A 23,029-nucleotide genomic window follows, 5' to 3' on the forward strand; every position below is an offset into this window, starting at 1 on the left:
TTTTCCAAATGCTATTACGTTGCTACAGAGCATTTACTAAACTTTCTATGGAACTAATACTCTAGCTCTAACAGTATAGTGTGTAAATCTGGCTTCCATGCGAATTTACTCATATTGGCTCGGAAATTTTTAACTACTACACCTTCCGCAGTTAAACGTTGACGTTGCTCCTCTGCTTTTTCCGAACCAGCAGGAAAAGCGATTTTTCCGTCACTACGTAATACTCTATGCCAGTTACAGTCTATGTTTATCTCTCTTAAACATTTCCCCATCATTCTTGCTCTGCCAGGTAACCCACATAAATCAGCTAGTTGTCCGTAACTAATTACATGTCCTGATGGTACGTAAGAAAGCGTTTTTTCTACTCTAGATTGTACGGCTTCACCTGCCATGTTGTATATTATCCTATCTGGTAAGTTGCGCTGTTTAATAGGTGATTGCGATAAATGAACGCAGTTAACATTGTAAAAAAAGGTAGAGAAATAAGGTAATGCGCCTTTATTGTGAAAAATGTGGATACCCCGAAGCAACGTGTATCTGCGCCCATATTAACACGGTGGATACGTCGTTAAATATCATCATTATCCAGCATGAAAAAGAAGCGTATCATGCGAAAAATACAGCAAGACTAGTTTCTTTGTGTATTCCAACAAGTCGTATTGTTCTTACAAATGATGCGCAAGCTATGGGTAGCTTGCCCAACGAGTGCTCTCTAGAACATACAGCGCTCATATATCCCAGTGATACCAGTATGCCAATAGAAAGTACTGCTCGAGAAAGATTAAATAAACTGTCTACCTTGCTGTTAATAGACGGGAGCTGGAAACAGGCATTCGGCATAGTTAAGCAAAACCCATGGCTTGCTACTTTGCCTTCATTTCACTTTTCATCGGCGCCAGCGTCTAATTATGCAATTCGTCACACAAAATTAGAGCACGCGCTCTCTACACTCGAAGCGACAGCCTATGCGATAAGCTGTTTAGACAAAACCGACGTATCTGCACTTCACAAAGCTCAATGCGCCTTACAAAAGCATTGGCAAGGGCCAATGTCCCATAGAAGACAAATCTAACGCTGAGAGGGTCACAGGACTATCTAAGTGTTCATAGGTACAAAGCCTTTGTGCCCTTTAATTAAACTTATCCAATGGCGAATAGCAGGGTATGCCGACAAGTCGAAGCCGCCTTCATGAGCTACATGGGTATAAGCAAACAGTGATATATCAGCTAAGCTAATGGTATCGCCTATCAAATAGGGTGTGTTGTTAAGTTGATGTTCCATTACCTCAAGCGCTCGGTATCCACCCGCTTGCTTAGACTCATATTCCGCTTTTCTGTCATCAGGCAACCCTAAATAGATATTGATGTAGCGGGCAACGGCAATGTACGGTTCGTGGCTGTACTGTTCGAAGAACTGCCACTGTAGCAGTTGCGCAAAGTGATAGGGGGAAGAGGGAACGTAGGGCGTATTAGAAGCAAGGTAATGCATGATAGCGTTTGACTCTGACAACACCCTTCCGTCATCGAGTTCAAGTATGGGAATTTTACCGTTAGGCGTTTTTTCAAGAAATGACGGCGCTCTGGTCTCTCCCTTCATTATATCAACATTAACCCATTCACAGGTTTTGCCTAACAAAGAAAGAAGCAATTCAAGTTTGTAGCAGTTTCCAGAACGTTTATCGCCGTATATTCGCACAGTGGTAATCTCAATACAGTTAGGTAGAAGGCATCATGCAAGCGTTTCAGCTTAAGCTCATCGATTCACTTAGCTACATTAACCTTTATATATACACACAGTAAAATTAGAATTGCAGTATTTTTCTTTCATACTAAGTAAATATTCTATTTCTTTGCTTCTTTCTGACGTCACGCTTTCTTTGATTAGGCACTCTACCCGTCTATCTAAATCAGTCGCTAGTAACCGCTTTGTCATACTTAATCTACGATAATAATTGATTAACGGCGAAACTAGTAGGATTGCTAAAAACAGGCATAATGAAGATATAAAAACCATATCGAACAGATGAACCGATAAATTTATCCAAAATACTGGCATTATTAAGAACACCAATAATGTTGTGGCTATAGTGATAGCGGCAACGGTTATTACACTTTTATACATCTTTATTTTGACGATAAGCTCCATACCTTCAGTATTAAGAAATGTCCTTAGATGCCGGTTAACTGTCGTTATTTGGAAAATATATAGGGACATGAGTAACCAGAAAGGTATTGCTCCCATTGCAACGATAAAGACTTCTTTCTCGTTAATTCTTGAGATCAGTCCTTCAGTTACCATGTACAAAATAGGCATTATAAAACCTAAGGACACTGACCAAATCAGGTGTTTTTTAAATTGCTCCGACAAAGCTTTTCTATGTAGCCAAAAATAATGACGTTGTTTAGTTACATCAAGGATAAGCAAAAGATGCTTGGCCACACTTTTTTGGATGACTCTAATAGATAAAAGAAACGCACCACTAAGTAGTGAGGTTCCTATTGCCGTATTAAAGTCTCTTTGTGCATCCAGAGAGGCGATATCTAACAGTATTGTGCCACCAATAGTGTGTAGTACGATCATGGAGGTTACAAGTATTACGGGATACGTTAGGTTTTCTAGTAAATTAGCTTTATTCATAAGAAGAAATTAAGTGCAGGCTGTTATATGTGCCCTTTGAAGCTGTGGGAGAAAATTAAAACCATACCCCAAGATATAGCTATTAAGAGTAAGCAAGCAACAAGTCTCATTTTGTCTTTAAGTCCGAATAGGTTCATCGACAGTGAATCTATCCTTTCTAAGTCTTGCTCGCATTGCACTAGCTTTTCTGAAGACTTCTCGTTGTTCGCTAGTTTATTAAGCTGTTCGCGCTTTTTATTTTTACCGTTAAACCACTGAGAGTGTAACTTTAAAACAGGATAAAATAGGTAAAACGCTATAATACATAAAAAAAATAACGTCATAGCAATATCAAAAAAAGGAACGTTTTTATTAAGCCAAAAGATAGGGAAAAGAGAAAAAGCCCCAATGGATAAAGTCGCGTTAATCAAGGATAAACGAGCTAGAGAGGAGATAGAATTTAAATAGTCAATATAGTTTTCAGTTTGACTTAGTACGTGCTTTTTTAAATAGCTTACGTTTGACGTAGACTGAATTAAAAAGAGAAAAAACAAAAACCAAAAAAGTACCGCACATCCTGTAATCACGTATTGATACAACTTTACCTCGGAAAAAAGCAGGTTTTCTAAAATTACGTACATTACGGTCGTAAAAACAGCAGTAATAAGGCTATTTATAGTATGTAGCTGGAATTTTGTGACAAGTTTTTGCCTATGCTGGCTCAAATGACTCAGCTGATTTGTTTTTACCAACATCGAGATTAATGTGCTTAGTACATTTTTATGATTTAGTTGTAAACAAAACCAAAAATACCCAGATAGCAAAGTCATACCAATTGCTGAGTTAAAGTCTCTCTGCTCGCGAACACTTCCGTTATTGTCCAGCGCTAAAGCACCACTGAAGTAGTGTAAAACTAGAAGAACGACAACCAATAAGAATGGATATAATCCTATAAATACACCGTTGTGCGCATTTGAATATGGATTTAGTTTCATTATTTATGATAATTATTTAAAGGTAGTTCTTCTTACTTTCAATTAATTTAATAAACTCGAAAGAAGCATTCCCATGGGCTATAGATAACACCTCAACCATAAGCGTTAAAGTCATCGTAAGCAATATAAATAAACGTAAGAGAATGTGAACGTTTACTTTTCGTTCGACAATAAAAAACCCGCCAGTTGGCGGGTTTTTTCAAAGCTGTGCTTTTTACTTGCGTAACTTCTGAATAAGGCGAAGTTGTGCAATTGCTTCTGCAAGCTCGTGAGCTGCTTCCGCATAGTTAAAGTCAGCGCCTGGGTTGGCGATGTGCTCTTCTGCACGTCGTTTGGCTTCTTGTGCTGCCTGCTCGTCAAGATCTTCAGCTCGAACCGCGGTATCAGCCAGTACGGTAATGTTGTTAGGCTGTACTTCTAGTACACCACCAGCAACATAAATTACTTCTTCTTCACCGTGCTGTTTAACCAAACGCACCATACCAGGTTTAATAGCAGAGATAAGTGGCGCGTGACCTGGGTTAATACCCAATTCACCTTCGCTACCTGTCACCTGAATCGATTCAACGCGTCCTGAGAAAATCGCTTCCTCCGCGCTTACTACGTCCAAATGTACTGTCATTGCCATGTGAACCTCCTGATTAGGTACGTTAGCATGATGCTAGGCTAGCTAATGCTAGCCCCGCTATTATGCTTTCTTGGCTTTCTCTAGCGCTTCTTCGATAGAACCAACCATGTAGAAGGCCTGCTCTGGAAGGTGATCATACTCACCGTCTAGAATACCTTTAAAACCACTGATTGTGTCTTTTAGAGAAACATACTTACCAGGTGCACCAGTAAATACTTCTGCTACGAAGAACGGCTGAGATAGGAAACGCTGAATCTTACGAGCACGTGATACTACTTGCTTGTCTTCTTCAGATAGTTCGTCCATACCTAGGATCGCGATGATGTCTTTCAGCTCTTTATAACGCTGAAGAACAGTCTGTACGCCACGTGCTACGTCGTAGTGCTCTTGACCGATTACTAGTGGGTCTAGCTGACGAGACGTTGAATCTAGTGGGTCTACCGCAGGGTAGATACCAAGAGAGGCGATATCACGAGAAAGTACTACCGTTGCATCCAAGTGAGCAAAGGTTGTCGCTGGAGATGGGTCAGTCAAGTCATCCGCAGGTACGTATACCGCTTGGATTGACGTGATTGAGCCAGTCTTCGTTGACGTAATACGTTCCTGAAGTACACCCATTTCTTCTGCAAGAGTAGGCTGATAACCTACCGCAGATGGCATACGACCTAGAAGTGCTGATACTTCAGTACCTGCTAGTGTATAACGATAGATGTTGTCTACGAAGAATAGAACGTCACGACCTTCATCACGGAACTTCTCAGCCATAGTTAGACCGGTAAGTGCAACACGTAGACGGTTACCCGGTGGCTCGTTCATCTGACCGTATACAAGCGATACTTTATCAAGTACGTTTGAATCGTTCATTTCGTGATAGAAATCGTTACCCTCACGAGTACGCTCACCAACACCTGCGAATACTGAGAAACCGCTGTGCTCGATTGCGATGTTACGGATAAGTTCCATCATGTTTACGGTTTTACCTACACCCGCACCACCGAATAGACCAACTTTACCACCCTTAGCGAATGGACAAACCAAGTCGATTACTTTGATACCAGTTTCTAGTAGTTCTACCGAGCTAGACTGATCTTCGTAGCTAGGCGCTTCACGGTGAATAGACATACGCTCTTCTTCACCAATTGGGCCTGCTTCGTCGATTGGGTTACCCAATACGTCCATGATACGACCTAGTGTCTTCGTACCAACTGGAACCATGATTGGGTTACCGGTATTTTCTACTGTAAGACCACGTTTTAGTCCGTCAGTAGTACCTAGTGCGATGCCACGAACAACACCGCCACCTAATTGCTGTTGCACTTCCAGGGTTAGACCTGACAAGTCACCTTCGGTAACTCGTAGTGCGTCATAAACTCTTGGTACCGCATCTTGTGGAAACTCAATGTCCACAACGGCGCCAATGATTTGGACGACCTTACCTTGACTCATAATTTGTCCTCGTTATCTCTTTTAAACCTTTGCCTACACCGCTGCGGCACCGCTAACAATCTCACTGATTTCTTGTGTGATTGCAGCCTGACGCGCTTTGTTATATACCAGTTGTAACTCATCAATAAGGTTACCGGCGTTGTCGGTTGCTGCCTTCATGGCAACCATTCGCGCAGCTTGTTCTGACGCCGCGTTTTCTACAACACCCTGATACACCTGAGACTCAATGTAACGAACCATTAGTGCTTCCAAAATTTCTTTTGGATCTGGCTCGTAGATGTAGTCCCAACGATGTTGATATTCTTCGTCTTCTGACTTTGGCAAAGGCAATAACTGATTGATCACAGGTTTCTGTGTCATGGTGTTAACGAAGTCATTGAATACCAAGAATACTCGGTCAATTTGTCCTTCGTCGTACGCTTTAAGCATAACGCGTACAACACCCACTACATCGCTCACAGACGGCTTGTCACCTAAACCAGATTCAGCAGCAAGCAACTTGCCACCAAAGCGGTTGAAGAAACTGCACGCTTTAGAACCTAATGCAGCGAAATCCACTTCTACACCCTGTTCACGCCATTTTTTGACATCTTGGGTGACGAGCTTAAATTCATTGGTGTTCAAGCCACCACATAAGCCTCGGTCAGTGGAAATCACAATGTAACCGACGCGCTTGACTTCACGCTCTTCCAAATATGGATGGCGATATTCAAGGTTACCGTTTGCAATGTGACCAATCACTTTAAGCATATTTTGTGCATATGGACGGCCAGAAGCCATACGTTCCTGCGCCTTTTTCATTTTAGACGCAGCAACCATTTCCATCGCACTGGTAATCTTCTGAGTATTTTTGATACTCCCAATCTTACCTTTTATTTCTTTACCGCTGGCCATGACTATCTCTCCGATTACTCAACGAATTGCGCTGGTGGTTAAACACCAGCACCATTGATTACCAAGTTTGTGTCGCTTTAAAGTTTGTTAAAGCGTCGTTCAACTTAGAGGCAATCTCGTCGTTGTAGTTACCTGATTCGTTGATAGTCTTCATAAGGTCAGCGTGTTCGCTGTTCATGTAAGAGTGAAGAGCGGCTTCAAAATCTAGGATCTTGTTAAGCTCGATACCCTTAAGGAAACCTTTTTCTACCGCGAACAGAGATACACCCATGTTAGCAATTGATAGTGGAGCGTACTGCTTCTGCTTCATTAGCTCAGTTACGCGCTCACCGTGCTCAAGTTGCTCACGAGTTGCATCATCAAGGTCAGAAGCAAACTGCGAGAACGCCGCAAGTTCACGATACTGAGCAAGGGCTAGACGGATACCGCCGCCCAATTTCTTGATGATTTTAGTCTGTGCAGCACCACCAACACGAGATACCGAGATACCAGCGTTAACCGCTGGACGGATACCTGCGTTAAACAAGTCAGTTTCTAAGAAGATCTGACCATCGGTAATTGAGATTACGTTAGTTGGTACGAATGCAGATACGTCACCAGCTTGCGTTTCGATAATAGGAAGCGCAGTCAATGAACCTGTCTTACCTTTCACTTCGCCGTTAGTGTAACGCTCAACGTATTGCTCGTTTACACGTGCAGCACGTTCTAGTAGACGTGAGTGAAGGTAGAATACGTCACCTGGGTATGCTTCACGGCCTGGTGGACGCTTAAGTAGTAGTGAGATTTGACGGTAAGCAACAGCTTGCTTAGACAAATCATCATATACGATTAGCGCATCTTCACCGCGGTCACGGAAGTATTCACCCATAGTACAACCAGAGTAAGGCGCTAGGTATTGAAGCGCTGCAGACTCAGAAGCAGATGCTGCAACCACGATAGTGTGGTCAAGGGCACCGTGCTCTTCTAGTTTACGTACCACGTTAGCGATAGTAGACGCTTTCTGACCAACCGCTACGTACACACATTTAATGCCTGTACCTTTTTGGTTGATGATAGCGTCAACAGCCATTGCTGTTTTACCACACTGACGGTCACCGATGATAAGCTCACGCTGACCACGACCTACTGGGATCATGGCATCAACTGACTTATAACCAGTTTGTACAGGCTGGTCTACTGATTGACGTTCAATTACGCCAGGTGCAATTTTTTCAACTGGCTCGAAACCAGCAGCATCAATTGCGCCTTTACCATCGATAGGCTCACCTAGTGTGTTTACAACACGACCTAGTAGTGCGTTACCTACTGGTACTTCAAGAATACGGCCAGTAGATTGTACTTTATCGCCTTCTTTAAGGTCCGCATAAGGACCCATAACAACTGCACCTACAGAGTCTCGCTCAAGGTTTAGTGCAATTGCGTAACGGCTTCCAGGAAGCTCAATCATTTCACCCTGCATTACATCTGCAAGGCCATGAATGCGGATAATACCGTCAGTTACTGCGACGATAGTACCTTCATTACGTGCTTCACTGCTTACATTGAACTGTTCAATTCTTTTCTTGATCAGTTCAGCAATTTCAGTGGAATTAAGTTGCATGCTCTTATCCCCGTTATGCTTGCAACGCGTCTGCTAGACGGTTCAATTTCGACTTTACGGAACCATCAATTACTGTATCACCGGCATTTATTACCATTCCAGCGATCAGGGCAGGGTCCACGTTACAATTAAGCTTCACTTTACGTGCCAAACGTTTTTCCAAAGATGCTACCAATTCATTTGTTTGGGCATCAGTCAGCGTAGATGCTGAGGTTACGTCCACTTCTACTTCTTTGTCGTAATCCGCTTTAAACGCATCAAACAAAGTAGAAATTTCAGGCAACGCGGCTAAACGTTTATTCTCAGCCAAAACCTTTACTAGGTTTTGACCGTGTTCGTCGAGTTGCTCACCACACACATTATTAAAAATGTCGGCTAGCGTATCAGCGGCGATAGCACCAGTTAGTAACTGGTGCATATCTTCATTTACTGCTACTTCACCTGCGAAGGTGAGCATTTCTTGCCATTTTGCAACGGCATTTTTCTCGACAGCAAAATCGAAAGCAGCTTTAGCATAAGGACGAGCAACAGTAGTCAATTCAGACATGGCTCATCTCCCAATTAAAGCTCAGCGACAAGTTTTTCAACAATGTCGTTTTGTGCGTTAGCATCGATTTCACGTTGTAAGATTTGCTGTGCGCCAGCTACTGCAAGTGCAGAAACCTGCTTGCGCAAATCTTCTTTGGCACGATTGCGTTCAGCTTCAATCTCGGCATAACCAGAAGCGATAATTTTTTCGCGTTCCGCATGACCTTTTTGCGTTTCATCGTCAACCAATTGGTTGGCACGCTTTTTAGCCTGCTCGATAATTTCAGCTGCTTGCGCTTTCGCATCTTTCAATTGCTCAGTAGCTTTCGCTTGAGCAAGCTCTAGGTCTTTCTCTGCACGTTCAGAAGCTTCAAGCCCATCGGCAATTTTCTTCTGACGTTCTTCAATCGCTGCCATCAGTGGAGGCCATACATATTTCATGCAGAACACCACGAACACAGCGAAGGCGATTAATTGACCTATAAAAGTGGCGTTAAAATTCACAATCGCCCCTCCTCTTAAAGTTCGCTAAAAAAGTGTTTAGTAAAATTAGGCACCAACAGCGAACAATAGGTATAGAGCGATACCAACACCGATCATCGCGATGGCGTCGATAAGACCCGCTACGATGAACATCTTAACTTGTAGTTGAGGTGCTAGTTCAGGTTGACGAGCGGCAGATTCTAGGAATTTACCACCTAGTAGACCGAAACCAATAGCGGTACCTAGGGCACCAAGACCAATCAGTAGTGCAACAGCGATGTATAACATTTACGTCTCCGATTTAAGTTAAATTTAAAGTTAATGTTTAAAAGTCAAACTCTGTAAAAACGGTGCCGATTAAAAGCCAAAACCGACACCCGTTAATGCTTAGTGGTCTTCACACGCCAGGCTTAAGTACACGATGGTAAGCATCATGAAAATAAACGCTTGAAGCGGAAGTACCAGAATATGGAACACAGCCCACATGAAGTGTAGTGGAAGCTGGAAGTAGCCAATTGTAGCAATCAAAATGAAGATTAGCTCACTGGCATACAAGTTACCGAACAAACGCAGTGCTAGTGAAAGCGGACGCGCAAGCAAAGTAACGGTTTCAAGAATAAAGTTCACCGGAATAAAGATAGGGTGACCGAAAGGCTGCATTGTCAGTTCTTTAGCAAAACCGCCTATGCCTTTCATCTTGATTGAATAGAAAAGAATAAGGATAAACACGCCTGAAGCCAGTGCGAACGTTAAGTTAAGGTCAGTGGTTGGAACTGCCTTGTTGTAAACGTCGTGTGGATCCATGCCAAAAGCCGCCTGGCCGATAAGACCAGATACCCATGGAATGAGATCAACTGGCACCAAGTCCATAAGGTTCATTAGCAATACCCATACAAAGATAGTTAGCGCTAATGGCGCAATAAGTGCGCTCTTACCGTGGAAAGTGCTTTTAACGTTGTCGTCAACAAATTCAACAACAAGCTCAACAAACGCCTGCATTTTGCCAGGTACGCCGGTTGTCGCTTTTGAAGCAACGCTTCTAAAAATGATTAAGAAAAGAAGACCAAGACCAATAGACCATGCCAGTGTATCAACATGCCATGCCCAAAAACCGGCGTCAGAACACGCTTTGTTAAAAGCAATTCCGTTGTCAGTTGAGCACATGGTGGCATTGGTCAAGTGGTGCTTGATGTATTCTGAGGTAGTGTATTCAGATGCCATTGTTTAACCCAAGTTGTAAAGTGTAAAAATTTGGTGACTGGTTCTACTGTCTCAATCGGTCGATTACGTTGTTTTAGTTATCGCAACGCCTCGCGTTGTCTTTATTGTTTCGTACCGTAATGAAACATGGCTAGCCCGTGGCTAGCGGTTGTAATCACAAATGCCATGAAAATCTCTAATGGCGCGGCGTTTAAACCTTTAAAAGCAATTACAAATAAAATGATTGTCAGTGCCAGCTTCAATTTTGAGCCTTGGCTAAAACTCCGTGCAACAAGGTCGTTTTTACTCGCACCCGCATATCGAAACGCGAAAGCCATAAAAACACTATTGGGCAGGATACTGATTAGAGCGCCTGCTGCTGCCGACATGGCGGAATGACTTCCTCCTGCAGCACCTGCGATGACCGTAACGAATAGGGCCGTGACAGCCTGAAAAAGTAGCCCTTTTTTTGCGAGGTCTATCCCGCGCTTCGCTAACTTGTTCGTCACTTTTACTCGCAGCTTGTTCACGTCTTACAAAAAGCGTCAGAAGTATACTGTTTTACCGACAATTTTCAACAGTACAACGCTTTTTGAAAGTTATTCTGAAAATTTTCTATTGCTATAACCGGAAAGGAGAGTGTCCGCTGCTAGTGTCGGACAGCATGTCAATTGCGGGTAGGCAAGGGAACCACTTCGGCCGTTATTAATATAAACTATTGAATTTTAGAGATAATTCCATCTAATTGTTCAAGGTCACTAAAACTTATCGTTAGCTTACCTTTGCCTTTAGCGTTATGGTCGATGACCACAGGCGTGCCTAAATTTTCTGAAAGCCGAGTCATAAGATTTTGAACATCAGGATCAACTTTCTTCTCAGGCTTTGGCTTCGCGGGCTCTAATAGCTTTTTAACGAGCTTTTCAGTATCTCGAACGGTAAGACCTTTACCCGAAACCACTTGCGCTGTTTCTGACTGAGTTTCGCCTTCTAAAGCTAAAAGGGCGCGGGCATGTCCCATCTCAATATCACCGTGCTCAACTAACAGTTTTACATCATCGTTTAGATTGTTCAGACGAAGTAGGTTAGTTACGGTTGTACGAGATTTACCCACCGCTTCTGCCACTTCTTGATGAGTTAACGCAAATTCGCTCATTAAACGGTCTAGCGCCTGAGCCTCTTCCATTGCATTAAGATCTTCACGCTGAATATTTTCGATAAGAGCAATAGCAACGGCAGCTTCATCAGGTACGTTTTTGACTAAACACGGCACCTCGTCTAGTTGTGCTAATTGTGAAGCGCGCCAACGACGCTCACCGGCGATAATTTCATAACGGTGTTCATCCACTTTTCTCACAACAATCGGCTGAATAATGCCCTGTGCCCGAATAGATGAGGCTAATTCTTCTAATGCCTCAGGTGACATGTCTTTACGAGGCTGATATTTGCCTGGCACTAAGTATTCAATAGGGAGCTTGCTTAACTCACCGTTGGTTGAATTTACCTCGGCGGCATCTTGTTCTTTTTGAGCAGATGATTGGCTGGTTGCGAGTAGCGCATCTAAACCGCGGCCAAGGCCTCTTTTACGTGCTGACATAGTGTCCTCTATGGCATGTGCTGATGGTATTCAGCTTATTGTGTTTAACTAGCTTTTGCCTGTTTAGGCGATGTCTTGTCCCTACGGCGCAGTATTTCACCAGCCAATGCTAGGTAGGCTTTAGCACCTGTCGATGACTTATCATAGTACATCGCTGGCGTACCGAAGCTCGGCGCTTCAGCTAGGCGAACATTGCGCGGAATAACCGTACGATAAACTTGTTCACCAAAGTGGCGCTTCAATTGTTCTGAAACGTCGTTAGCAAGGCGGTTGCGCGGGTCGTACATAGTACGCAATACGCCTTCAATCTTCAATTCAGGATTCACCACTGACGCTAATTTTTGAATGGTATCCATAAGGGCCGTAAGACCTTCAAGTGCATAGTATTCGCACTGCATGGGCACCATTACCGAATCAGCTGCAGCTAGGGCGTTCACGGTTAATTGGTTAAGTGAAGGCGGGCAGTCGATAAAGACAAAATCGTAGTAGTCCATAACTGGCTTTAGCGCATTGCGAAGCCTTACTTCACGAGCAAACATTTCCATCAGCTTAATTTCTGCTGCGGTCACGTCACCGTTCGCAGCGATGAGGTCGTATTTGCCGCTTGTCGCTTTAACGATGACATCGTTAATGGGCTTCTCTTCAACTAACAACTCGAATGCCGTAGATTCAACGTCGTATTTATCAACGCCGCTACCCATGGTGGCATTGCCTTGTGGATCGAGATCAATTAGCAATACCTTGCGTTTGGTTGCTGCCATTGACGCTGCCACGTTAACTGCGGTGGTTGTCTTCCCAACACCACCTTTTTGATTCGCGATCGCGATTACCTTAGCCACGTTAGATCCTGTTTTCGTCTTTTTCTATTTTTCGGCTATTTCTTTTTTAGCCAAACCAGATGTCGTTCGCCTACTAAATTTGGCACAGTGAGGTTTTCCGTCTTACTCACATGGAAGTGATCACTCACTTCTTCTATTTCATCTTTTGGAAACTGACCTTTAAGCGCCAAAAATTGTCCTTCAGAATCTACCAGATGCTGACACCAGTGCAACATATCTTTTAGCGAAGCGAAAGCTCGACTTAGCACAATATCGTAAGGTCTATCGCCATTGTGCTCTTCTACGCGGCTTTGCACAGGAGTCACATTAGTTAAACCAAGCGTATGCACACATTGGGTCATAAACCGTACGCGTTTGCCTAATGAATCAAGTAGCGTAAAAGATTTATCTGGAAACGCGATGGCTAACGGCATACCTGGAAGGCCAGGGCCTGTACCAACATCAATGATATTGTCACCCTCAAGAAAGGGGACAATCGCTAACGAGTCCAGAATATGTTTTACCATCATTTGCTTTGGATCCCGAACGGAAGTGAGGTTATACGCCTTATTCCATTTATCCATGAGCAGCACATAGTCAATTAACTGCTGCTGTTGCTTATCACTTAAATCTAGTGAAAGGGCATCAAGTCCAGAAACCAAAATGGTATGCAATTCTTGCTGTATCGTCATTGAAAAATCTGTCTGTTCGCGTTGAAGTCTTAAGCTTAACTTAGTCTTTGACATAAACATTAGCGGCGAACCGCAATCTGTTTTATGTATTTGTTACACTTCCATCGCCGCTAATCATTACGACTTATTCACGTACGAATCAAATGTACGTTAAGTAAAAGCCGCACGACGCTAGTGAAGAGGAACAATAGAACTGTATGGTAAGCACCTAGTTTTTCTAGCTTTCGCATAGCTAAGGCAATTATGACTAGCATAATACGCGAATAAACAGGAAAAACTAAGCGCTGCGAGTAGCCTGATGAATTAAGCGCGTGTTTTACGCACTAATTTTCTCTTGCTTGCGTAACATGCCGTGTTTTTTAAGATAAACCAGCAGTAAAGAAATGGCCGCCGGGGTAATGCCCGAAATGCGCGACGCTTTACCAATAGTTTCCGGTCTGGCTTCGGTTAATTTGGCAACCACCTCATTCGACAGGCCAGAAATCTTGCTGAAATCCATATCAACCGGCAACAATGTATTTTCGTGTCGCTGCGTTTTCGCAATTTCATCCATTTGACGGGCAATGTAGCCAGCGTACTTAATTTGAATTTCTACTTGCTCTGCAGCAATCGGATCTTCAAGACCTGGGCCAACACTCTCAATTTCCATTAACTGACTGTACGTCATTTCTGGTCGGCGTATCAGTTCTTCAAGAGAATGTTCACGACTCACCGGATTTTTCAGCATAGGATTGAGTTCAGGTGTAGCTGCATGATCAGGGTGGATCCACTGTCCGCGAAGGCGCTGTAGTTCACTTTCTACCGCTTCCATCTTGTCGTTAAATTTCGCCCAGCGCGCATCGTCAACAAGACCAATTTCTCGGCCCATCGCGGTTAAGCGGCTATCGGCATTGTCTTCACGAAGCAGAAGTCTGTATTCAGCACGGCTAGTGAACATGCGGTACGGCTCTTTTGTACCCATGGTGGCTAAGTCGTCGATAAGTACGCCCATGTATGCTTGGTCTCGGCGTAAAATCAACGGGTCTTCTTCTTGAACTTGTAGCGCTGCGTTCGCGCCCGCTACTAAGCCTTGCGCACCCGCTTCTTCATAGCCAGTGGTACCGTTAATTTGCCCTGCAAAGAACAAACCTCGGATGAACTTAGTTTCCAATGTTTGTTTCAGATCGCGTGGGTCAAAGAAATCATATTCAATCGCATAACCCGGGCGAACAATGTGCGCGTTCTCAAAACCTTTGATCGAGCGAACAAGATTCATTTGCACGTCAAACGGCAAACTGGTTGAAATACCGTTTGGATAAACTTCAATGCTGTTTAAGCCCTCTGGCTCGACAAAAATTTGATGCGAAGTCTTGTCGGCAAAGCGTGTGATCTTATCCTCAATGCTTGGGCAGTAACGCGGACCAATACCCTCGATAACCCCTGTAAACATGGGTGAGCGATCTAATCCACCGCGGATGATATCGTGAGTTTTTTCATTGGTATGCGTGATGTAACAAGGGATCTGCGTAGGGTGCATACTTCTATCACCCATAAACGAGAATACCGGCGTTGGATTGTCACCAGGCTGAGGTTGCATCACAGAAAAATCTAATGAGCGTGCATCAAGTCTTGCTGGCGTCCCTGTTTTTAAACGCTCAACGCGAAATGGAAGCGCACGAAGTCTTTCTGCTAGAGCAATAGACGGAGGATCGCCCGCACGACCGCCGCGATAGTTCTCAAGACCAATGTGAATGGTACCGCCAAGGAAGGTGCCTACTGTCAGCACGACTGACTTAGCTTTAAATTTCAGGCCCATTTGCGTAACAACGCCGCATACCTGATCGTTTTCAACAATGAGATCGTCAACGCTTTGTTGAAACAAAGTTAGGTTTTCTTGATTTTCTACAATGTCACGAATGGCGTTTTTATAAAGCGTTCTGTCAGCTTGTGCACGAGTAGCACGTACCGCTGGGCCTTTTGAAGAGTTCAGTGTTCTAAATTGAATTCCACCTTTGTCGATGGCCAGAGCCATAGCACCGCCTAACGCATCGATCTCTTTTACAAGATGCCCTTTCCCGATCCCGCCGATTGCTGGGTTACAGGACATCTGACCGATCGTTTCGATATTGTGAGTTAGCAAAAGCGTATTTGCTCCCATGCGAGCAGTCTGCAAGTGCCGCCTCTGTACCTGCATGTCCACCACCTACAACGATGACATCAAATGCTTCAGCATAAAACATGGTTAAACCTCACTATTAACTTACGATAAGCCGATTAAAAACTAATTTTTTTTCACGCAGAGACTGCTGAAAAAAGGGCGCGTATTTTATCTGACTTATTGGATAAAGAAAATGATTAAATTTTCCTCAAAACCAGTTTTTGAAAAGGTGTGATCGAATTATAAGATCTTAAGATCTCTTTTAGATCTGTTTATTTTTATTTTTATTAGGATCATGAAGATCTGTGGGTAACCGATCAAAGCACATTAAGATCATCAAGTTACGCGATCAATAACATTGGGAAACACCGATCCATAACCCTACCTCAAACTTGTGTATAAATGGCCTTTTTATCCACACCCCGAATCCTTTGAAAAGTTATTCTTTTTTCGATCAAAGCTTATGCACAGTGGTTTGTAGGATCCTATCCACAGGGGTGATCAAGATGTGATCCAACTGGGGATAAAATGTTTGCTATTTATGTATTGCGATCAAAAGATCGTGTAATTACGTGCGTTATAGCGTGATCACATTGTGGAGGAGATCTTTTCCAAAAGCTGTGATTAGATCGTCCGATCGCATTAATGTGTCTTTTTAGAAAAGTGCGTAACTTTATTCACAACGAAATTATTTTCTTCAAAATTAGCTATTTCTCACAATAAAAATATCAGCACTGTCCAAAATACAGTCACATTTTAAACCATAATGTGAAGCAGTAAGGTGATTCAATCGTATGAATGAACGGGATCGACATGTGTATCTACGTATTGGAACAGTATTATGTGGTTAAACCAGAGATCAACAGATTGATCCTCTCTCAATTAACACAGACTGTGAAGAGAATAAGCGTTTCTAAAAGATAAAACGAAGAATGAGCAATGGATTAAAAGGGCGTAAACCAGGTGCTGTTAGCGCACCTGGTTAGGTTGATAGCGTGGCTGTGCAACAGAGCCTTGCATATCCTCTTGTTCGATAGTTAGGCCTTCACGGCGGCTTGGGCCTTGGAATCGCACTTTGTACGTGTCGTACTCTTTAATCGATTCGAAACAATAACGGCCAAGGGCATTTTCAAGTTCGGCTAAGTTGTGATTAGTGATTAAGATACAGTTTTTCTTATTCACTAAGCGCTGTCGTAGCAAGTTCCCAAACCAGCTCTGTGCGTTTTTCTTAAGTGCAGACTCGTTGACACAGACCTCATCTAAAATAAGCAAATCTACGTCTAAAAGCTCTTGGTTAATTTCTCTGAAACGCTGACTAGCATTATCGGTGGCAGAGAAATCAAAAGAAAAGTTGCGCATTTCGAGCAGAGTTGAAAGCTGACGGTATAGCACAGAGATCTCATATTGCTCGATAAGTTGATGGGCAATAGCGCCTGCAATATGAGACTTACCGCGACCATAATCGCCGTAGAAAATCATCATATGAGAGCCACTTTGGCGCCACGCTGGATCATCATGAGCAGCAATAAACGACTGTGCGATAGAAACAGCTTCTATAACATCGTCACTGTCTTCCACTAAGTTGGCAAACGTCCACTTTGGATTTAAGTCAGAACGGCCATGGATAGCTTCTACACGCGCTTTCTTACTGCGCTGCTGTAGTTGTGATACTTCCTCGTTAGCTTTCGCTTCATACTGCTTGCGCAGCGTTTTGTAGTCGATGTACTCACCATTGGGATCGACATCTTTTTTAAGCGCTTTGGCAAGATTAGCAATTTTGTCAGTTATACGATCCATAATGAATTAACTCTTCTTTGTTGCGGCATACTTTTCCACCAGCTTTCTAGCATTATCATCTGCTTCTATGCCGGCTGCAACTTTCACTTGCTGAGTACCTACCACTTTTGTTGGAGCATAGCCTGAAGCCAAGCGCTTTCGCTTGATATTATTGGCGAATTTTTGCGTCCATTGAAATTCGCTAAATACAGAACTTGGTCTTCCCAACCAGTAGGCGATGAATTCACCCACCTCATTGTCATCAAATGTCTTATCAATGATACCGAGTAGCGAGGCCATTTCTTCAAACAGCGCTTTGTTAGGTGTCCAATTGGCTGTCATTGCACTATGCCGAGCATGCAGTTGATCGAAGTCTGACTGGGGCTCGCTTAGAAGTGGAAGAAGCAGGGTTTTCCCATTAATCGTGTGTTCAAGATCAAGTTCGATGGGCAGGGCGACCAACCCCACTTGTTCAAGCTGCTTCACCAAGCTATTGATCTGTCGGCCACGCTGATAGGGTTCTTCTTTGTCGTCGCCGTTTAGTAGATTTAATAGCTGCTTATAATCAATAGGCGCAGACGATGTCGTTGCTGAATTCGCACCTATTCGAAGCCCCAGTAAATAAAGCACCCGGCAATCGTTAGAAAGAGGAGATTGCAACGCCGCTAGTTCAGCTTGGGTTAGATTGCTGTTCATAGTGCAATGTCCACATTGATGGTGTTGTTAAGCATTGGCCAGCTTTTCTTCAAACCATTCTACGGCGGCATCTTCAGGAATAGGATGTTCAAGCACATCGATGTAAAGGGCATCAGTGATTAATGTACCACCTGCGTTTTTTATCTGCTTCTCCATTTCTTTCGCACCGAAACAAAAGGTGTCGTAGCTTGTGTCGCCCAGTCCAATAACGTAGGCGTTCACTAAGCTTAAATCAGCATTTTCTAGCTGTTTTGCAAACGGTTGGATATTGTCAGGTAGTTCGCCTGCTCCATGGGTAGACGTGCACACGATCCACGTTGACTCTGTTTTTATCTCGTCCAGATTAGGTTCAGCGTGAATAGTGTGGGTGTGCCCGCTCGCATCAAGCTTTTCCGCAATGGCATCTGCCACGTATTCTGCAGCGCCTAACATGGTGCCAACGATGATTTCAAAATGCTTGCTCATTATTGGGTTGCTTCTCTATTTTCGATTATCGTCTTAACGTAAGTAAGTCTTATCCGTTAGGTTATTCACCTTCTTACTTATCACTTTGTTTATTACACTACTTGCCGATACAGAATGATGAAAAAATCTTGCCAAGGAGATCGTCGGATGTGAACTCACCCGTTATCTCACATAGCGCTTGATGAGCCAAACGTAACTCTTCAGCCAATAATTCACCGGCCATGGCGTCATGTAGCTGCTGTTCACCAGTGCTTACATAGCTGTAGGCTTGATCAAGTGCATCTATGTGTCGTCTTCGCGCAATAAACTGACCTTCGGTGGTCGTATCAAAGCCCATTGTTTTTGCCAGATGTGCTTTTAGCGTATCGACACCGCTACCTTCTTTGGCTGATAAGTTGATAACCGAGATATCGCCTTGTTCGGTAGCAACCTTACTTTGTCCGATATCTAAGGTACTTAAGTCCGCTTTATTGCGAACTACGGTAACGGGAATGCCTTGTGGCAAGCGCGCCATAAATTCTGGCCAAATCTCGTAAGGGTCGATAACTGAGGTTGCGGTAGAATCTACAACAAACAATACATGGTCAGCTTCGTTAATAGCTTGCCACGCACGTTCAATGCCTATTTGCTCTACTTTATCTGGGCTTTCACGAAGACCTGCAGTATCGATAATATGCACCGGCATGCCATCAATGTGAATGTGCTCTTTTAATACATCGCGTGTAGTACCGGCGATATCAGTAACAATAGCGCTATCACGTCCTGCTAGGGCGTTTAATAAGCTCGATTTACCGGCGTTAGGGCGCCCCGCTATAACCACCTGCATACCTTCGCGCAACAAGGTTCCTTGTTTAGCCTGCTCGCGTACTTTGGTTAAGCTTTGCATGATTGCGCTTAAGTCACCCGATACTTTACCGTCAGATAAAAAATCAATTTCTTCTTCAGGGAAATCGATAGCCGCCTCTACGTACATACGAAGGTGTACGATTTGGTCGGATAGCGTTTGAATTTGTGTGGAAAACTCACCCTGTAGTGAACGCAGCGCACTTTTGGCTGCCTGTTTAGAGCTTGCATCAATCAAGTCGGCAATCGCCTCTGCTTGCGCAAGGTCTAATTTATCATTTAAAAAGGCTTGTTCACTGAATTCACCGGGGTTGGCAAGCCGGGCATGGCCCGTTGCAAGCACGGCATCAATCAGCATGTCCATTACTATTTGGCCTCCATGGCCCTGTAACTCAAGCACATCCTCTCCGGTAAAAGAGTTTGGCCCTTTAAAAAACAGTGCTATGCCCTGGTCTATTACGCTGTTGTTAGCATCAACAAACGGCGTGTAGGTCGCAAGACGTGGTGTTAGTGCGCTTGGTACTAACGCCTCTGCGATGGCTTTAGCTTTAGGACCTGAAACACGCACAATACCTACGCCGCCACGGCCGGGCGCTGTCGCTTGTGCAGTAATAGTGTCGGTAGAAAGGGTGAGTGATTCCATAATTAGTCGCGGAAGTTCTTAAATTGGAAAGGTTGGCCTAAGTTAGACTCTTTAACCAGCGAAATTACTTGCTGTAAATCATCGCGCTTCTTCCCAGTTACGCGAAGCTCTTCACCTTGAATAGCGGTTTGCACTTTGATTTTGGCATCTTTAACCAGCTTTACAATTTTCTTTGCCGTGGGCTGCTCAATACCTTCCTTGAACGCAATGGTTTGGCGATAGGTTTTACCGTGAGCGTCATAAGGCTTCACATCCATTGATGAGGTATCTACATTGCGCTTAGACATCGCCGTTCTAAACATACTTTCCATTTGCTGAAGTTGGAATTCAGCCTCGGCTTTCATAACCACGGTTTTATCTTTGTATTCAAAACTCGCGTCGATGCCGCGAAAGTCGAAACGCGTTGATAGTTCGCGGCTGGCGTTCTCGGTGGCGTTACGAACTTCTTCCATGTTGATTTCTGAAACAATATCAAATGATGGCACAGGTTAATCCTCTATCTTTTAAGACAAAACAGCCCGCATAGGCGGGCTGTATAATTAATTGATCAGCGTGTTATTTACTGCTGATGCCCCGCTTCTCCATGGAAGCATAAATCATTTTGGCTTGAACCAAGGTAATCACGTTACTGACTAGCCAGTATAGTACCAGACCTGCAGGGAACCACAGGAAGAACACACTCATTGCTACCGGCATCCACTGCATGATTTTTTGCTGCATTGGATCAGTAATGGTGGTTGGCTGAAGTTTTTGCAATAGGTACATACTCGCGCCTGTTAGAATAGGCAGTACAAAGTATGGGTCTTTTGTAGAAAGGTCAGTAATCCACAGCACAAAGTCTGCATGGCGTAGTTCAACACTTTCCATCAGTACCCAATAAAGGGCTAGGAAGATAGGCATTTGTAGAAGAAGGGGTAAACAGCCGCCCATCGGGTTTACTTTTTCTTTACGGTATAGCTCCATCATGGCTTGCGACATTTTCTGTCTGTCATCGCCAAAGCGGTCTTTAAGCTGTTGCATCTTAGGCGCTAGGTTGCGCATGCGCGCCATTGATTCATATTGCTTCTTGGTTAGCCAGTACATTGCGCCTTTCACTACAATGGTGATAAGGATAATTGCCACACCCCAGTTATTAACTAAGCTATGCAGGAACGTAAGAAGGGCAAACAGCGGTTGTGAAATCCAAAATAAAATGCCGTAATCGACAGTCAGGTCTAAACCGCGAGCAATCTTGGCAAGCTTATCTTGGTCTTTCGGGCCCATGTATAGGGTAGACGCTATCGTTTTAGTTTCACCTGAGGCAACGCTTTCAGAAGGTGATAATACACCAATGACTGCGTACTGATTTTTCAAGTTACGTGAATAAAGCGTATTGGTTTGTTCTTGTGAAGGTACCCATGCTGACACAAAATAATGCTCAAGCATGCCTACCCAACCCGCTTTTGTGGTTTCACGAAGGTTGTCATCTTCAATCTCGTCAAACGAGTATTTCTGATAGCGGTCATCTTCCGTTGAATAAGCGGCACCACGGTACGTTGGCATAAACATGTTGCCGTCGTCTTCAAATTCCATCACTTGCTTAAGCTGCGCGTACGGCTGAACCGTTGCTGCGCTGCCGGTACCATTTTCAACGCTATAGCTTACGTTTACGTCGTAATGACCTTTAGTGAAAGTGAAGGTTTTGGTGATAGCCAAGCCCTGATTGTTTTTCCAAGTAAGAGGAATAACAAGGGTGTCGCCCGTCATTTCATAGAATTCACTTTGCGCGTTGTAAACAGGGCGGCCACTACTGCTTGCATCTGGACCTTGTGCGCCAATAAGACCGCTTTGAGCAACATATAGACCATTGCCAGAACGAAGCAGGCTGTAAGGTATGTCTGAACCTTGCTCTACTGGAAACTTAAGTAAGTCTGCTGATACTACATCACCACCTAACAAATCGATGCGTAAATCAAGCGTATCGGTTTTTACTTCAATAATACGGTTTGTGTTTTTCGCCGCAGCAATAGGCTGTGCAGCGGGCACGCTATCACTGCTAGGTACATCTTCACTACCATTGTCATCAAATGAAGGCACACCTTGTGATGTTTCTTGCGTTTGTTGTTGCTCAACAGGCACAACTGGCTGCGGCCCATAATCTTTTTGCCATGATTGCCAAAGCAAAAAGCTAACTAGCGCAAGGCCAATTATCAGAAAACTACGTTGCGATTCCATAGAGGTCTCTTTATTTTGAGTGTTTATCTTGTTGTTTTTCCGGCACTGGATCATATCCGCCGGCATGCAAAGGGTGGCATTTTAATATGCGTTTAATAGATAACCAACCGCCTTTTACTAATCCGTGTGTTTTTAATGCATCTATAGCATACCAAGAACAAGAAGGATGAAAACGACATCGTTGCCCTAATACAGGGGAAATGAACCATTGATAAAATTTTATCAAGGCCAAAGGCACAGCAATTAAGAGTTGCCGCAACGCTTGTTTAATTTTTTCCATAGCTTGTCCAATGTAGCGAAAACTTCTTGGTTGCTAAGGTTGTCAGCGCCTGACTTGCCAATAACGATAATATCAACATTGGGTAAGTTGTGCTGCTTATGCCGAAAACTTTCTCTGACTAATCGTTTTAATCGATTTCTATCGTGCGCTTTACGAATACGTTTTTTAGCGAGCGTGATACCCAAACGAGGATTAGAGAGTGTATTTTTTCTAGCTAGAACAGTAAAAGAGGGGGATACAGCAGGGGTTGCGTCATCAAACACATAGGTAAAGTGGGTGGGAGTTAACAGACGTAACTCCCTTGAAAAATTATTCTCACCCACTTTTGGCGTCTTTCTAATTAAGCAGAAAGACGAGCGCGGCCTTTTGCACGGCGAGCTGCTAGTACTTTACGACCATTTTTAGTCGCCATACGAGCACGAAAACCGTGAGAACGCTTGCGCTTTAGATTGCTCGGTTGAAATGTTCTTTTCATGACCAA

At 43.7% G+C, this 23,029-nt stretch carries 26 protein-coding genes and 1 pseudogene; 1 reads left to right on the forward strand and 26 read right to left on the reverse strand.

Annotated elements, in window-relative coordinates; genetic code table 11:
* Positions 1-53: 53 nt before the first annotated feature.
* Positions 54-392 carry an MGMT family protein gene (locus ACYX4W_RS03310; RefSeq protein ID WP_476074678.1) on the reverse strand — a complete coding sequence of 113 codons (339 nt, stop codon included), beginning with the start codon at positions 390-392 and terminating at the stop codon, positions 54-56.
* Positions 393-490: 98 nt separating this feature from the next.
* On the opposite strand from ACYX4W_RS03310, the gene ACYX4W_RS03315 reads away from it, so the two are divergent.
* The gene (locus ACYX4W_RS03315) at positions 491-1,072 is read left to right on the forward strand and encodes a tRNA-uridine aminocarboxypropyltransferase (RefSeq protein ID WP_476074679.1); all 582 of its coding nucleotides are present in this window, start codon (positions 491-493) and stop codon (positions 1,070-1,072) included.
* A 23-nt stretch (positions 1,073-1,095) separates the two neighbouring features.
* On the opposite strand, the gene ACYX4W_RS03320 is transcribed toward ACYX4W_RS03315, so the two are convergent.
* From ACYX4W_RS03320 to rpmH, 25 genes and pseudogenes are all read right to left on the reverse strand, one after another.
* Positions 1,096-1,695 carry a glutathione S-transferase family protein gene (locus tag ACYX4W_RS03320; RefSeq protein ID WP_476055391.1) on the reverse strand — a complete coding sequence of 200 codons (600 nt, stop codon included), beginning with the start codon at positions 1,693-1,695 and terminating at the stop codon, positions 1,096-1,098.
* 78 nt (positions 1,696-1,773) lie between these two features.
* On the reverse strand, positions 1,774-2,580 hold the full coding sequence (locus tag ACYX4W_RS03325) for a hypothetical protein (protein WP_476074680.1): 807 nt from the start codon (positions 2,578-2,580) through the stop codon (positions 1,774-1,776).
* A gap of 80 nt (positions 2,581-2,660) precedes the next feature.
* A complete protein-coding gene (locus ACYX4W_RS03330; protein ID WP_474803358.1) occupies positions 2,661-3,611 on the reverse strand; it encodes a hypothetical protein in 951 nt (316 codons plus the stop codon).
* Between the two features lie 214 nt (positions 3,612-3,825).
* Complete coding sequence (locus ACYX4W_RS03335; RefSeq protein WP_476074681.1) at positions 3,826-4,239, reverse strand: F0F1 ATP synthase subunit epsilon; 414 nt, start codon at positions 4,237-4,239, stop codon at positions 3,826-3,828.
* A gap of 60 nt (positions 4,240-4,299) precedes the next feature.
* Positions 4,300-5,685, reverse strand: a complete 1,386-nt coding sequence (atpD, locus tag ACYX4W_RS03340) for a F0F1 ATP synthase subunit beta (RefSeq protein WP_012520216.1) — start codon at positions 5,683-5,685, stop codon at positions 4,300-4,302.
* Positions 5,686-5,718: 33 nt separating this feature from the next.
* Positions 5,719-6,579 (reverse strand): F0F1 ATP synthase subunit gamma, encoded by an 861-nt coding sequence (atpG, locus tag ACYX4W_RS03345; RefSeq protein WP_012520217.1) that lies wholly within the window; start codon positions 6,577-6,579, stop codon positions 5,719-5,721.
* A 58-nt stretch (positions 6,580-6,637) separates the two neighbouring features.
* A complete protein-coding gene (atpA, locus tag ACYX4W_RS03350; RefSeq protein WP_269917847.1) occupies positions 6,638-8,179 on the reverse strand; it encodes a F0F1 ATP synthase subunit alpha in 1,542 nt (513 codons plus the stop codon).
* Positions 8,180-8,192: 13 nt separating this feature from the next.
* Entirely contained in the window at positions 8,193-8,726 is a 534-nt protein-coding gene (gene atpH, locus ACYX4W_RS03355) for a F0F1 ATP synthase subunit delta (RefSeq protein WP_025257159.1), read from the reverse strand.
* A 14-nt stretch (positions 8,727-8,740) separates the two neighbouring features.
* On the reverse strand, positions 8,741-9,211 hold the full coding sequence (atpF, locus tag ACYX4W_RS03360) for a F0F1 ATP synthase subunit B (RefSeq protein ID WP_269917846.1): 471 nt from the start codon (positions 9,209-9,211) through the stop codon (positions 8,741-8,743).
* A 45-nt stretch (positions 9,212-9,256) separates the two neighbouring features.
* Complete coding sequence (gene atpE, locus ACYX4W_RS03365) at positions 9,257-9,478, reverse strand: F0F1 ATP synthase subunit C (RefSeq protein WP_012520222.1); 222 nt, start codon at positions 9,476-9,478, stop codon at positions 9,257-9,259.
* A gap of 99 nt (positions 9,479-9,577) precedes the next feature.
* Positions 9,578-10,411 (reverse strand): F0F1 ATP synthase subunit A, encoded by an 834-nt coding sequence (gene atpB / locus ACYX4W_RS03370; RefSeq protein ID WP_012520223.1) that lies wholly within the window; start codon positions 10,409-10,411, stop codon positions 9,578-9,580.
* A gap of 101 nt (positions 10,412-10,512) precedes the next feature.
* Positions 10,513-10,899 (reverse strand): ATP synthase subunit I, encoded by a 387-nt coding sequence (locus ACYX4W_RS03375; RefSeq protein WP_474803345.1) that lies wholly within the window; start codon positions 10,897-10,899, stop codon positions 10,513-10,515.
* A 206-nt stretch (positions 10,900-11,105) separates the two neighbouring features.
* On the reverse strand, positions 11,106-11,984 hold the full coding sequence (locus ACYX4W_RS03380) for a ParB/RepB/Spo0J family partition protein (protein WP_118491049.1): 879 nt from the start codon (positions 11,982-11,984) through the stop codon (positions 11,106-11,108).
* Between the two features lie 44 nt (positions 11,985-12,028).
* A complete protein-coding gene (locus ACYX4W_RS03385) occupies positions 12,029-12,823 on the reverse strand; it encodes a ParA family protein (protein WP_474803341.1) in 795 nt (264 codons plus the stop codon).
* Between the two features lie 35 nt (positions 12,824-12,858).
* A complete protein-coding gene (gene rsmG, locus ACYX4W_RS03390; RefSeq protein WP_474803338.1) occupies positions 12,859-13,494 on the reverse strand; it encodes a 16S rRNA (guanine(527)-N(7))-methyltransferase RsmG in 636 nt (211 codons plus the stop codon).
* 316 nt (positions 13,495-13,810) lie between these two features.
* Positions 13,811-15,713: pseudogene (mnmG, locus tag ACYX4W_RS03395) on the reverse strand (tRNA uridine-5-carboxymethylaminomethyl(34) synthesis enzyme MnmG).
* 887 nt (positions 15,714-16,600) lie between these two features.
* Positions 16,601-17,428 carry an ATP-binding protein gene (locus tag ACYX4W_RS03400; protein WP_071960318.1) on the reverse strand — a complete coding sequence of 276 codons (828 nt, stop codon included), beginning with the start codon at positions 17,426-17,428 and terminating at the stop codon, positions 16,601-16,603.
* 6 nt (positions 17,429-17,434) lie between these two features.
* Complete coding sequence (locus ACYX4W_RS03405; RefSeq protein ID WP_476055387.1) at positions 17,435-18,103, reverse strand: DnaT-like ssDNA-binding domain-containing protein; 669 nt, start codon at positions 18,101-18,103, stop codon at positions 17,435-17,437.
* Positions 18,104-18,130: 27 nt separating this feature from the next.
* A complete protein-coding gene (gene mioC / locus ACYX4W_RS03410; protein WP_474803328.1) occupies positions 18,131-18,568 on the reverse strand; it encodes an FMN-binding protein MioC in 438 nt (145 codons plus the stop codon).
* 97 nt (positions 18,569-18,665) lie between these two features.
* The gene (mnmE, locus tag ACYX4W_RS03415) at positions 18,666-20,054 is read right to left on the reverse strand and encodes a tRNA uridine-5-carboxymethylaminomethyl(34) synthesis GTPase MnmE (RefSeq protein WP_476074682.1); all 1,389 of its coding nucleotides are present in this window, start codon (positions 20,052-20,054) and stop codon (positions 18,666-18,668) included.
* Positions 20,055-20,056: 2 nt separating this feature from the next.
* Entirely contained in the window at positions 20,057-20,539 is a 483-nt protein-coding gene (locus ACYX4W_RS03420; RefSeq protein WP_334014123.1) for a YajQ family cyclic di-GMP-binding protein, read from the reverse strand.
* A 70-nt stretch (positions 20,540-20,609) separates the two neighbouring features.
* Positions 20,610-22,268 (reverse strand): membrane protein insertase YidC, encoded by a 1,659-nt coding sequence (gene yidC, locus ACYX4W_RS03425; protein ID WP_476074683.1) that lies wholly within the window; start codon positions 22,266-22,268, stop codon positions 20,610-20,612.
* Positions 22,269-22,278: 10 nt separating this feature from the next.
* Positions 22,279-22,527: a membrane protein insertion efficiency factor YidD gene (gene yidD, locus ACYX4W_RS03430; protein ID WP_474856789.1), complete on the reverse strand. Its 249-nt coding sequence runs from the start codon at positions 22,525-22,527 to the stop codon at positions 22,279-22,281.
* Positions 22,512-22,871, reverse strand: coding sequence for a ribonuclease P protein component (rnpA, locus tag ACYX4W_RS03435; protein ID WP_334059820.1), 360 nt, complete (start codon positions 22,869-22,871; stop codon positions 22,512-22,514). Before rnpA ends, yidD begins: the two co-directional genes overlap by 16 nt.
* Positions 22,872-22,888: 17 nt before the next feature.
* The gene (gene rpmH / locus ACYX4W_RS03440) at positions 22,889-23,023 is read right to left on the reverse strand and encodes a 50S ribosomal protein L34 (RefSeq protein WP_014290886.1); all 135 of its coding nucleotides are present in this window, start codon (positions 23,021-23,023) and stop codon (positions 22,889-22,891) included.
* Positions 23,024-23,029 lie beyond the last annotated feature (6 nt).

This window comes from Alteromonas sp. ABH4_454 (assembly GCF_056311775.1).